The sequence below is a fragment of the Corynebacterium sp. HMSC055D05 genome (assembly GCF_001810365.1).
Classification (GTDB): domain Bacteria; phylum Actinomycetota; class Actinomycetes; order Mycobacteriales; family Mycobacteriaceae; genus Corynebacterium; species Corynebacterium coyleae.
In genome coordinates this window covers 1-12,098 of record NZ_KV801059.1, presented here as the reverse complement: position 1 = coordinate 12,098, position 12,098 = coordinate 1, and the positions used below count along the sequence as shown (strand labels likewise).

Sequence of the window (12,098 nt, the reverse complement as noted above, 5' to 3'; positions counted from 1 at the left end):
GCCGATAGCAGACACACATTTTGTCGCTTAACCCTCCCAACCCCCAGAAAAGCAAAAGCGCCCCCAGCAGGATTCGAACCCGCGACCAGCCGGGTAGAAACCGGATGCTCTAATCCACTGAGCTATGGGGGCAGTGCGAATGATTGTAGTTATGGCCGTTTCGCGGGCGAAAGTAGGGTATGCAGCATGACTGAGACTGCCCGAAAGCCTGCTGTTGTTTCCGCTTGGCCGCTCTATCTTGCCGCGCTCGCTGCGGCGGCGGTGGTCGCGGGTGCGGTGGCGCAGTCGTTCTCTGGTGGGTCGCTGGCGGCGCTCGGTATTCCGGACCCTGGCGTGACCACCACGTTCGGTTTGCCGGCGCTGCGCGGTGTGGCGTGGATTCTTATGGCGTTGGCGGTGGGGTCGTTCATGCTGTCGTCATTCTTCATCCCGCCGCGCATGCAGGGGGAGGATCTCAACGGTGCGCAGTTGACGGTGGACGGGCACATCGCTTCGCGTACTGGTGCGCACGCGAGTGCGGGCATCGTGCTGATTGGGTTGTTGATGATTCCGCTGGTGCTGTCGGATGTGTCGGGCCAGCCGATGAAGACTGTCATGTTTGAGGCGGCCGCCTGGACGCAGGCCTTGGAGCAGGTGAAAGAGGCTCGCGTGTGGCTGATCGTCGCTGCGTTTGCGGCGGTGGTGGCCGTCGGTGGCTACGTTGCGACGAGTTGGTGGTCGCAGGTTGCGCTGTTCATCGGCGCGATTGTGGTGGTCATGCCGATCGGTCTGACTGGCCACTCGGCGACGGGCGGCTCCCACGACTTTGGCACTAACTCGCTCATTTGGCACCTTGTGGCCATGTTGTTGTGGGTTGGTGGGTTGATGGCGCTGGTAGCGCATGCTTTACGACGAGGCCCTCACCTCACCGAAGCCTCCCGCCGCTACTCCATGGTTGCCCTGTTTTCCATTCTGGCTATGGCGCTTTCCGGTGTGATTAACGCGCTGGTGCGCGTGCGTATTAGTGAGTTGATGGAGTATAGCTACGGCATTGTGCTGATCGTGAAGACGGTGGCGATTGTGCTGCTCGGCATCATTGGTTACGCCCACCGCGAGCGCACCATCCCGCTGCTGAACACCCAGCCGAAGGCGTTTGCTCGCCTCGGAGCGGTGGAAGTCCTGATCATGGCTGCGGTGTCCGGCCTCGCGGTGACCCTTGGCCGCACGCCGCCCCCGCCGCCGCTCGACCCGAACCTCACCCGCATGCAGGTGAAGATGGGCTACAACCTTTCTGAACAGATCTCCTGGACCAACTGGATCACCCTGTGGCGCCCGGAGTTGCTGTTTAGTGTCATTGCGATTCTCCTTGCCGTGTACTACCTGCGCCTGGTGCGCCGCGTGGACGGGTGGAAGACGTCACGGACGGTGTGGTGGTTGCTTGGGTGTGTGACGGTCGTCGTCACGCTGAGCTCGGGATTGGGCATGCACATGCCGGCGTCGTATTCGGTGCACATGTCCGTCCACATGATTCTGTCCATGGGCGTGCCAGTGTTCCTGGTGCTGGGCGCACCGCTGACGCTGATCGGCAAGGCGTACCCGGCAGGCGAGTTCAACCCGCGCATGTGGGTGGAGAGCTTCCAGCGCTCGAAGTTCTTGCGCATCGTGACGTTCCCGCCGGTGTCCACCATTCAGTTCCTGGTGTTCTTCTATGCCATGTATGTGTTCATCCCGTTCTACGAGCTGATGATTTCTGAGCACGCCGGCCACGTCATCATGAACGCCGTCTTTATGGTGTCCGGATACTTCTACTTCTGGGAGCTGATCGGCCCCGACCACATTGAGGGCCGCGCCACCGCGAAAACGCGCCTGGCCTGGTTGTGGGTATCCATGCCGTTCCACCTGTTCATGGGTGTTTACCTCATGCAACTCGGCGTGGTTATGGGCGAGGACTTCTACAACAACCTCGAACTGCCGTGGAACCCTGACCTGGCGCAGATTCAGAAGGAGGGCGGCGGCATCGCCTGGGCGTCTGGCTCCTTCCCGCTGCTGATCGTCTTCGGTGAGTTGTTCATGCAGTGGCTGCGCGAAGACCGAGCCGAAACGGAAGAGGCCGATCGCCGCGCGGAAGAGACCGATGACGAAGAATGGCGCCGCTACAACGAGATGCTCGCTCAGTACGGAAATCGCTCCTAGCAGCGGATTGTGGAATCTGGTTTCAAAGTTATCCACAGAAACGGCTTCCCCCTTTACCGGCTTTAAAAATCGTGCGAACCTCGAAGTGTGCAGGGCGTTGCTTCACGACGACACCCCGCACACCATCATCCGCACTATGGAAAGGGGGGGCTCTTCCATGAGCCAAAACACCATCCGCCTAATTGGCAACCTGACCGACGATCCGAAACTTGTGTTGTTTGCGAGTGGGGCGACGGTAACCAAGATGAGGCTGGCGTCGTCGAAAAGAAGGCGCGTCACCGACGACAACGGCAAAGAGGTCTGGGAAGACGTCGACCCGCTGTTCATCGACGTTGAATGCTGGGGGCAACTCGCCGTGAACTGTGGAGCGTCGCTGAAGAAGGGATTCCCCGTCATCGTCGACGGCTCGCTGGTCACCGACTTCTGGCAAGAAGGCGAAGGCAACAACGCCGTCACCCGCTCGAAGATCATGCTCAAGGCCCGCAACGTGGCCTTTGACATGAACCACTACCAGCTCAACTCGGCGCGCACCTCCAACTCCGGACACAGCCTCGACGGACACGACGCGGTACCTGTTATGGATGCCGAGGCCGTGTTCGAGCGGCTCACCGGCCAACCACCCAGCTTTGCCGACCCGGTCGACCCGGCCGAGCCGGTGGCCGCCGAAGCCGATGGGGGAGACAATGCTCTCGACGGAGCCCCCGACGGAGCCCCCGACGGCACCGACGAGGCCCGCTACAGCGCCGAAGACCTCAGCGCCGCCAAGGCACCGTTCTAGGAGGGCGTCGTACTCAGCCACGTGATGTACCCTGATTGCGGTATTTAACGTCCGCATTCACCAACAAAAGGGGAAACGTAGTGGCTGAGTTCATCTACACGATGAAAAACGTCCGCAGGGCCATTGGCGAAAAAGTCATCCTGGACAACGTCACCATGGCCTTCTACCCAGGCGCCAAGATCGGCGTTGTGGGTCCGAACGGCGCCGGTAAATCGTCGCTGCTGAAGATCATGGCGGGCATCGACCAGCCAAACAACGGCGAAGCCTTCCTGCAGCCAGGAGCCACCGTTGGCATCCTGCTGCAGGAGCCGCCGCTCAACGAAGAAAAGACCGTCCGCGGCAACGTCGAAGAAGGCCTCGGCGAGCTGTTTGAAAAGAAGCAGCGCTTCGAGGAAATCGCCGAGGAAATGGCGACCAACTACTCCGACGAGCTCATGGAAGAAATGGGCAAGCTGCAAGAAGAACTCGACGCAGCTGACGCGTGGGAGATCGACTCCAAGATCGAACAGGCCATGGAGGCCCTGCGCTGCCCGCCGTCTGATGCGCCGGTGACCAACCTGTCGGGTGGTGAGCGTCGTCGAGTAGCACTGGCGAAACTGCTGCTGAGCGAGCCGGACCTCCTGCTTCTCGACGAGCCCACCAACCACCTCGACGCCGAATCCGTCCTCTGGTTGGAGCGCCACCTGCAGACCTACCCGGGTGCCGTGCTCGCAATTACCCACGACCGCTACTTCCTGGACAACGTCGCCGAATGGATCTGTGAGGTCGACCGCGGCCAGCTCTACCCGTACGAAGGCAACTACTCCACCTACCTGGAGAAGAAGGCTGAGCGTCTCGAAGTTGCCGGCAAGAAGGACCAGAAGCTGCAGAAGCGCCTGAAGAAGGAACTCGAGTGGGTCCGTTCCTCGCCGAAGGCACGCCAAGCCAAGAACAAGGCACGTCTGGAGCGCTACGAAGAGATGGCAGCCGAGGCGGAGAAGTACCGCAAGCTCGACTTCGAAGAAATCCAGATCCCGACCCCGCCGCGCCTCGGCAGCAAGGTCGTCGAAGTGGAAAACCTGAACAAGGGCTTCGACGGACGCGTCCTGATCAAGGACCTGTCGTTCACCCTGCCGCGCAACGGCATCGTCGGCGTCATCGGCCCCAACGGTGTGGGTAAGTCCACCCTGTTCAAGACCATCGTTGGTCTGGAAGAGCCGGACTCCGGCAACGTGACCGTCGGCGAGACCGTCCAGATCTCCTACGTGGACCAGAACCGCGAAAACATCGACCCCGAAGAAACCGTGTGGGAAGTTGTCTCCGACGGCCTGGACTACATCCACGTCGGCCAGAACGAAATGCCGTCGCGCGCCTACCTGTCCGCCTTCGGCTTCAAGGGTGCTGACCAGCAGAAGCCGTCCAAGGTCCTCTCCGGCGGCGAGCGCAACCGCCTCAACCTGGCGCTGACGCTCAAGCAGGGCGGCAACCTGATCCTGCTCGATGAGCCCACCAACGACCTTGACGTGGAAACCCTCGGCTCCCTCGAAAACGCACTGCAGGCCTTCCCGGGCTGCGCCGTGGTCATCTCGCACGACCGTTGGTTCCTCGACCGCACCTGTACCCACATCCTCGCGTGGGAAGGCAACGTCGAAGAAGGCAAGTGGTTCTGGTTCGAAGGTAACTTCGGCGACTACGAGAAGAACAAGGTCGAACGCCTCGGTGAGGAAGCCGCCAAACCGTCGCGCGTCACCCACCGCAAGCTCACCCGTTAGGAGCAAACCCCATGGCAGAAATCCACGTGCACACCATTCCGGTGCGTTGGAGCGACTTTGACCGCTACGGTCACGTGACCAACTCGGCCTATGTCGAGCTGGCGCAGGAGGCGCGCCTGGCGTTCGCGGAGAAGTTCTTCTACTCCGAAGGCCACGAGTTCGTGGTGTTCGTGCGCCGGCTCGAGGTGGACTACGTCCGTCCGATCCTGCCCAACACCACCGCAGTGACCGTGGAGACACAAGTGGTCAACCTGGGCAACACCTCATTTACCACCCGTCAGGAGATCAAGGACGCGCAGGGCAAAACTTGCGCGGTAGTGGAGTGCGTGCAGGTCACGGTTGATACCACGACCACCTCGCCGCGCGAGATCACGAAGAAGGAGATCGGCATCCTGTCCAAGGCGGCCGACAACTAGGTGATCTCCCTCGACATCGATACCGGCGCGCGCGGACTGACCACCCTGGTCGGCCGCGCCGTTGGCCTTGACCCGCAGGCCTCCGCCCGCATACAAGAGGTCGGAGATGGTGCGCTCGACGTGTTCGTGACCACGCCCTTCGAGGCCATTGCTTCTCGACGAATCACCGGCACCACCTCCCACAACACCGGCACCGTCAGCGCCCGCGACTTGCTTGCCGCGCTGCAGTCCGGCTCGGTGGAGGTCGGGCCGGCGCGCGATACCGCCTGGCCCGGGGCGCTGCCACCCGCCACCGGATTCGTTGCGCGTGAGCAGGTGCCGGTTGGCGTGGCGCGTCGCCTTGCCGACGAAGGCCGCAACCTCGCCCGCCAATTCTCCGGACCAGCCGGCCCACCGAAATCCTTGCTCGACGGGATCGTGCTCACCGCAGACGCCGACAGCGACAACCCAGTGGAGATCCCCATGCGGATGATCTTCGCCTGCACCGCACTCGGGCTCATCCCCGGCTTCGAAGCACCCGCGGAGATCCCGCGTCACCTGCGCGTATCCAGCTGCGGGCGCTGGACCCGCCTAGACGCCCCCTTCGGATCCGTCTACCGCAACGCCGGACTCGGCCTGCTGTTCTAACGGGCCGCGCTTCGCTGGCGGCCCGGGCTGGGACTAATAGGCCCGCGGGCCCTGGTTGATCATCATGTACGCCACACGCTGCATGTGATTCCACATCTGGGCGCGGTACGGTTCGGGCAGCTCGTCGTCGTCAAACTGCTCCATCGACTTGCCCATCAACTCGAGCCAACGATCCGCCTCCGGCTCACCGATCGCGAAAGGGAAGTGGCGCTTGCGCAACATCGGATTGCCACGCTGCGCCTGATACTCGCGCGGACCACCCCAATACTGGACAAGGAACCAGCGCAGACGGTTCTCCGCGCCCTCCCAATCCTGATCCGGGTACATCGGGCCAATGAGGTCATCCTCCTTGACCTGGTCGTAAAACCCGCGGACAAGGCGGATGAAGAACGGTTCGCCACCGACGGCGTCGAAAAGCGTCTGCTCCTGCTTCGGGCTAATCTCCAACGTTTTCCTCCTGCTGTTTCACCAATACAGACTCCCGCGGCGTCAACACCACACCCTCACGGTGCAACGCCGCCAAAATCCGCTGATTCAAATACCGCGCAACCGTCCACTGCATGCCAGGCATCGTCTGCACCTCCACGCGGAACGACATGTAATCCGGCGTCACCTCGCTCGGACCCAACATCCGCGGAGTGCCCATCACCAGCTCGGCGACTTCCTTGTCCTGGCAGCCCGCAACAGCGGTCTCTTCGATCAAACGCGACACCTCATCCGGATCCACCATCAACGACACCGGCACCTGCACACGCGCGGTAGAGAAGCGGGCCGAGTGATTGCCAACCCGATCGATGTCGCCATTGCGGATGTACCACAGAGCGCCGTCGATATCGCGAAGCGTGGTGATGCGAAGCGTCATCTCCTCAACATCACCCACAACATCGCCGACCTCAATCGTGTCACCCACCCCGAACTGGTTCTCAATCAAAATCGCCACACCGGAGAAGAAATCCTTCACCAACGACTGCGCACCAAAACCAATCGCCACACCGACAACACCAGCCGACGCAATCAGCGGCGCAACATTGACCCCCAACTGATCCAGCACCGCAAGCACCGCCCACGCCCAAATCACAATCGCAGCCACCGACCGGCCCACATTGGCCAGCGTCTTCATCCGCTGCTGACGACGCTTCTCCTGCGCACGAATCTGCTGCGCATCACGCCCCTCATACTTCAACACATTCGAGCGTTTAATTCCCTGGCGCGTCGCACGCCGAATAATGCCATTCGCCAGCCAATTCAGCACAATTGCAACCAGCAAAATGAGCACGATCTTCACCGGGCGCTCAATGAACAATTCATGCGTTTGCGGATTGTTCCACCACGACGCCACGCCCTCGACAGCTTGGTCAACCTTTTCAGAAGCATCTTGAGTATCCATCACCGCACGAGTGTACGCGCGATGCATAAAAATGACCGAGGGGTGTACCGCTTGGTCTAGTGTCTGTGCACATGACTGTCTACGGATTCACCACCAACGCCATCCACGCAGGCTACGAGCCCGACAGCCTCTACGGGCCAATCAACACCCCCATCTACGCCTCCACCACCTTCGCCCAAGACGGCCTCGCCGAACTCCGCGGCGGCTACGAATACACACGCGTGGGAAACCCCACCGTCACCGCCCTGGAAAAAGCTGTTGCGGCGCTTGAAAACGCCGATTTCGCCGTCGCCTACTCCTCCGGCATGGCAGCTATCGATGTCGTCCTCCGCGTCCTGCTCAAACCCGGCGACCACGTCGTCGTATCCAACGACGCCTACGGCGGCACCTACCGCCTCATCCAACAAGTCTTCACCCTCTGGGGTGTGGAAAACACCGTCGTCGACATGACCAACCCCACAGAGGTCGCCGCCGCCGTCCAAGACAACACCAAGGTCATCTGGGTGGAAACGCCGACGAACCCGATGCTAGACATCGTCGACATCGAAGCAATCGCGGCAGTGAAGAAGCAGGCAGCGCTGGTCGTCGACAACACCTTTGCATCCCCCTACCTGCAAAAACCATTCGAAATCGGCGCCGACGTCGTCCTCCACTCAACGACGAAATACATCGGCGGCCACTCCGACGTCGTCGGCGGCATCGTCTGCGGACGCGACGACCGCGTCGAAAACTTCCACGAGCAGCTGCGCTTCTTCTTTGGCTGGGTCGGCGCGAACCCATCCCCGTTCGACACTTACCTCACCGGCCGCGGCCTGAAAACCCTCGCCGTGCGCATGGACCGCCACTGCGACAACGCCGAAGCCGTGGCCAAATACCTCGACGCCCAACCGCAAGTTTCCCGCGTGTGTTACCCGGGACTCGAAACACACCCGGGCCACGAGGTGGCGAAAAAGCAGATGACCCGCTTCGGCGGCATGGTCTCCGTACTGTTCCAAACCACCGAGCAGGCCAAGACGTTCTGCAAGTCGACGAAACTGTTCTGCCTCGCCGAATCCCTCGGCGGCGTGGAAAGCCTGCTCGAGCACCCCGCCACCATGACCCACGTGTCCGTCGCCGGCTCGGCGCTCGAGGTGCCGGGGGAGTTGGTCCGAATTTCAGTGGGCATTGAGGACGAGGCCGACCTGATCGCCGACCTCGAACAAGCCCTCAAGCAGCTTTAATTTGCTGCTGCGTCGGCCGCGCGGTTGCGCACAGCGCGTGCGGAGCGGTCCTGGCCTTCGGCGATAACACGCTTCAGGCCATTGGGGACGTCGCTGTTCAGCAGGGCGTTTGCCTTCTCAACAGCCTCTTGCGTGACGTCCCAACGCGGGTACATGCCCTCCAGGGTGCGCTGCGCCATCTCGTTGGTCAAACGGTCCCACAGGGCCGGCGCGGCGCGGAAGTACTCGTCGGTCAACCCCTCGAGCCCAGCGTCGGTGAAGGTGAGCCCGTCCATGAGGTAGCGGGCCTCGAGATTGGTCAGGTCGTCGTTAATGAGCTTGTCCCAAGCCCAACGCTTATCGACGACCGCCTTCGCCCTCAACCGCGAAATCGCACCCTCCGACGTATCGTCCTGTTCCTCGTCAATGGCCTCCAACGGCAAGGCGCCAGCAGCAAGAAGGTTCGTGATCGCCAACCAACGAACCTCCTGATTCTCGGAGGTCTTCAGCAAATCCTTGAAGTAAGCGACCGTCTCCTCAGTCGGCTCCAGACGGGCAAGCGCACGGTCGAACACCGCCTTCGGCTCCTGGCCACGGAACGCCTTGTTCAACAGATCGAAGCCGGTGCGCCGCCACGCCGGGTCAACGTAGCGCTTCACAGCCTCAGTAGCCTGAGCGGCGATCCGCTCCTGCATATCCGGGCCAACCTCACGCGCCACCAACTCCACATACTGACGAGCAGGCAGACGACCATCGCGCACAGACTCCCACAGGGAAGACCACACCAACGTCTTCGCCAGCGAATCCTCAATCTGGCCCAAGTGCTCCACGGCAAACTGCTGCTGCTGCGCATCGAGGCCCATCAGGCAGTACGTGAGGTCGTCGTCGTTCACCAGGGCGAGATCGTGTTTCACGCCTGAAAATTCAGGAATCTCAGTGCGCTCGCCGGAGATATCGAGTTCGACTTGGTGGGTGCGCTGCACGGTGCCGTCGATAAGCGAATAAAGCCCCACGCGAACACGGTGGTCGCGCAACACCGGCGACTCCTGCACCACGGTAAACGTGTCCGAAATCTCCGGGTAAAGACGCGACACACCGGTAGTACGCAGCCACTGCTCAGCCCAGTTAGACAAGTCGCGACCCGAAGCCTCCTCGAGCGCGCCAAGCAGATCATCGAACGTGGCATTGGAGTAAGCATGGTTATCGAAGTGCTTACGCACACCCGCGAAAAACTCCTCATAACCCACATACGCCTGCAACTGCTTCAGCACAGACGCACCCTTGGCGTACGTAATGCCGTCGAAATTCTGCTCCGCCGTCTCAATATCCGGCGCATCCGCAGCAATCGGGTGCGTCGACGGCAACTGATCCTGCGAATACGCCCACGCCTTCTCCACCGTGGCAAACGTCGTCCACGCCTCCGGATACTCACCGATACCCACCTGCGCCGTCGCCGCCGACCACGTAGCAAACGACTCATTGAGCCACAGATCGTCCCACCACTCCATCGTGACAAGATCGCCGAACCACATGTGCGCCATCTCGTGCAGAATCGTGTCGTTGCGACGCTCCAGACGATACGGCGTCGGCTCAGACGTGAAAATGTACTCATCGCGGTACGTCACACAACCAACGTGCTCCATCGCGCCCATGTTGTACTCCGGGCAAAACACCTGATCGTACTTGTCGCCAAACGGGTACTTGCGGCCGAAATTCGCGTGGTAGAAATCGAAGCCGTCCTTCGTCTGACGGAACAGACGCTCCGAATCCATATGCGGAATCAAACTGGCACGCGCGTACAGACCAAGCTCAATCGTGCGGCCATCACCCGCGTCGTACGTGTCGGTGACCTTCTCAAACTCACCCGCGCAAATCGCAACCAGGTATGTCGACAGCGGGTAATCAATCGTCGTGGTCCAGGTCGCGGTGCCGTCACCGTTTTCCTCGCGTGAAACCGCCTCATTCAGAATCACCGTGTAACGCTCCGGCGCCTTCACACCCACCTTGTACGTCGCCTTCAAATCCGGCTGATCAAACGAGGCAAACACCTTCATCGCCATCGCCGGCTCAAACTGCGTGTACAGGTAGTCCTTGCCGTCCACCGGATCCGTGAACTTATGCAGACCCTCGCCCGTGCGGTTGTACGGCTCCGTCGACGTCACCCGCAGCTCATGGGAACCCGCCGACAACGTGATCTCCTGGCCAGTCGCCTCACCATCAAGCGTCGCCTCGAATGATTCCGCCACCAGGTCAAAGTGCGTCGTTCCCGCCTCGGAATCGAACTGGATTGTCGACACCGTCGTGAACGTGTCCTTGCCAGTGATATCCACCAGAATGTCGTAACGAACGTTGGAAATGAGCTTTGCGCGCAACTGCGCGTCTTCACGCGTGAGATTAGTCTTCATGTGACTCAGGCTACACGCGCTATTGTGGGCGGCATGAAAGAGCAAGTGACTTTTTGGTTTGATGTTTCCTGCCCGTTTTGCTGGTTGACTTCGCGTTGGATGAAGGAAGTGGAGAAAGTCCGCGATGTTGAGGTCGAGTGGGTGCCGATGTCGCTCTCCGTGCTCAACGACGGCCGTGACATCCCTGCCGACTATGCCGAGTTGATGAAGGCGAACTGGGGTCCCGCGCGTGTGTTCGCGAAAGTGAAGCAGGATGCCCCGGACAAGATCGACGCGCTGTACACGGCGATGGGCACGATCATCCACACTGGCGGCCAGGATCACAAGAAAGGTTTCGGCGCCTACGACAGTGTTATTGCGGAGGCGCTTGCCGAGGTCGGTTTGCCCGCGGAGTACGCGGATGTGGCGAATACCGACGAGGTTGATGAGGCCTTGCGCGGTTTTCACGCGTCGGCAATGGCTGAGGTTGGCGACGACGTCGGCACCCCCGTGGTCAAGCTCGGCGACAGTGCGTTTTTCGGCCCGGTGATCACGCGTGTGCCGGAGGGCGAGGATGCTGGGAAGTTGTTCGACCATGCGGTTGGTGTGGCAAGTTTCCCGTATTTCTTTGAGCTCAAGCGCAGCCGTACGGAAGCCCCGCAGGTACGCTAAGCCTTATGCGTATTTACCTTGGAGCAGATCACGCCGGTTTCGAGCGGAAGAATCAGATTAAGGCCCATCTTGAGGCGCAGGGTCATGAGGTGACTGACTGCGGCGCCCACGAGTACGACGCCGCGGATGACTACCCGGCGTTTTGCATCGCCGCAGCGGAGGCTGTTGTTGCGGATCCGGGTTCTCTGGGCATTGTGCTTGGTGGTTCGGGCAATGGTGAGCAGATTGCGGCGAATAAGGTCAAGGGTGCTCGTTGTGCGTTGGCGTGGTCGGAAGAGACCGCGAAACTGGCCCGCGAGCACAACAACGCGCAACTCATCGGCATCGGCGGGCGCATGCACACCGAGGAAGAGGCGCTCGCGATTGTTGATGCGTTTGTTGCTCAGCCGTGGAGTGAGGAGGAGCGTCATCAGCGTCGTATCGATATTCTCGCGGAGTATGAGCGCACTGGTGTCGCGCCGGAGGTTCCGTCTGCGAAGTAGTGTGTAGGCACGACGATTGGCCCGCTTTTTGGCGGGCTTTTTCGTTATGTGAAGAGTTGTTGCATGGCTCCGGGCGGATGCTTCTCGACGACCGACCCTCCCGGCGATACCCACACCGGTATCCCATCGCGTATCTGTATCCGCCCGTAGCGGTTTTCACGCGGGTCATCGTCGTTGCGCCCGTTATGAAACCGACATAACGGCACTAAGTTGGCAAGGTTGGTCTCCCC

Annotated in this window: 11 protein-coding genes, 1 tRNA gene and 1 pseudogene; 8 read left to right on the top strand and 5 right to left on the bottom strand. The window is 60.9% G+C overall.

Translation table 11 applies throughout. From position 1 onward, the window contains the following. Window positions 1–58 precede the first annotated feature (58 nt). A tRNA-Arg gene (locus HMPREF2734_RS04330) sits at window positions 59–132 on the bottom strand. 54 nt (window positions 133–186) lie between these two features. Here HMPREF2734_RS04330 and HMPREF2734_RS04325 point away from each other — a divergent pair. From HMPREF2734_RS04325 to HMPREF2734_RS04305, 5 genes are all read left to right on the top strand, one after another. Then, window positions 187–2,172: a bifunctional copper resistance protein CopD/cytochrome c oxidase assembly protein gene (locus tag HMPREF2734_RS04325; RefSeq protein ID WP_070569532.1), complete on the top strand. Its 1,986-nt coding sequence runs from the start codon at window positions 187–189 to the stop codon at window positions 2,170–2,172. Between the two features lie 157 nt (window positions 2,173–2,329). Beyond that, window positions 2,330–2,950 (top strand): single-stranded DNA-binding protein, encoded by a 621-nt coding sequence (locus HMPREF2734_RS04320; RefSeq protein ID WP_070569529.1) that lies wholly within the window; start codon window positions 2,330–2,332, stop codon window positions 2,948–2,950. A gap of 80 nt (window positions 2,951–3,030) precedes the next feature. Beyond that, window positions 3,031–4,701 (top strand): energy-dependent translational throttle protein EttA, encoded by a 1,671-nt coding sequence (ettA, locus tag HMPREF2734_RS04315; RefSeq protein ID WP_070422571.1) that lies wholly within the window; start codon window positions 3,031–3,033, stop codon window positions 4,699–4,701. An 11-nt stretch (window positions 4,702–4,712) separates the two neighbouring features. Further along, complete coding sequence (locus HMPREF2734_RS04310; RefSeq protein WP_070569526.1) at window positions 4,713–5,117, top strand: acyl-CoA thioesterase; 405 nt, start codon at window positions 4,713–4,715, stop codon at window positions 5,115–5,117. After that, window positions 5,118–5,744, top strand: coding sequence for a DUF8185 domain-containing protein (locus HMPREF2734_RS04305; RefSeq protein ID WP_070569523.1), 627 nt, complete (start codon window positions 5,118–5,120; stop codon window positions 5,742–5,744). Between the two features lie 33 nt (window positions 5,745–5,777). On the opposite strand, the gene HMPREF2734_RS04300 is transcribed toward HMPREF2734_RS04305, so the two are convergent. Then, window positions 5,778–6,191 carry a globin gene (locus HMPREF2734_RS04300; protein WP_083308079.1) on the bottom strand — a complete coding sequence of 138 codons (414 nt, stop codon included), beginning with the start codon at window positions 6,189–6,191 and terminating at the stop codon, window positions 5,778–5,780. Continuing rightward, the gene (locus tag HMPREF2734_RS04295; RefSeq protein ID WP_070569538.1) at window positions 6,181–7,131 is read right to left on the bottom strand and encodes a mechanosensitive ion channel family protein; all 951 of its coding nucleotides are present in this window, start codon (window positions 7,129–7,131) and stop codon (window positions 6,181–6,183) included. Before HMPREF2734_RS04295 ends, HMPREF2734_RS04300 begins: the two co-directional genes overlap by 11 nt. Window positions 7,132–7,202: 71 nt before the next feature. On the opposite strand from HMPREF2734_RS04295, the gene HMPREF2734_RS04290 reads away from it, so the two are divergent. Beyond that, entirely contained in the window at window positions 7,203–8,351 is a 1,149-nt protein-coding gene (locus tag HMPREF2734_RS04290; RefSeq protein WP_070569535.1) for a cystathionine gamma-synthase, read from the top strand. Here the strand turns inward: HMPREF2734_RS04290 and pepN are convergent. After that, entirely contained in the window at window positions 8,348–10,735 is a 2,388-nt protein-coding gene (pepN, locus tag HMPREF2734_RS04285) for an aminopeptidase N (RefSeq protein WP_070569520.1), read from the bottom strand. The genes HMPREF2734_RS04290 and pepN overlap by 4 nt on opposite strands. A 33-nt stretch (window positions 10,736–10,768) precedes the next feature. Here pepN and HMPREF2734_RS04280 point away from each other — a divergent pair, with 33 nt between their 5' ends. Further along, window positions 10,769–11,386, top strand: coding sequence for a mycothiol-dependent nitroreductase Rv2466c family protein (locus HMPREF2734_RS04280; protein ID WP_070451254.1), 618 nt, complete (start codon window positions 10,769–10,771; stop codon window positions 11,384–11,386). A 5-nt stretch (window positions 11,387–11,391) separates the two neighbouring features. After that, window positions 11,392–11,868, top strand: coding sequence for a ribose-5-phosphate isomerase (locus HMPREF2734_RS04275; protein WP_070422564.1), 477 nt, complete (start codon window positions 11,392–11,394; stop codon window positions 11,866–11,868). A 44-nt stretch (window positions 11,869–11,912) separates the two neighbouring features. On the opposite strand, the pseudogene HMPREF2734_RS12170 reads toward HMPREF2734_RS04275, so the two are convergent. Then, window positions 11,913–12,098: pseudogene (locus HMPREF2734_RS12170) on the bottom strand (HNH endonuclease); the annotation flags it as partial.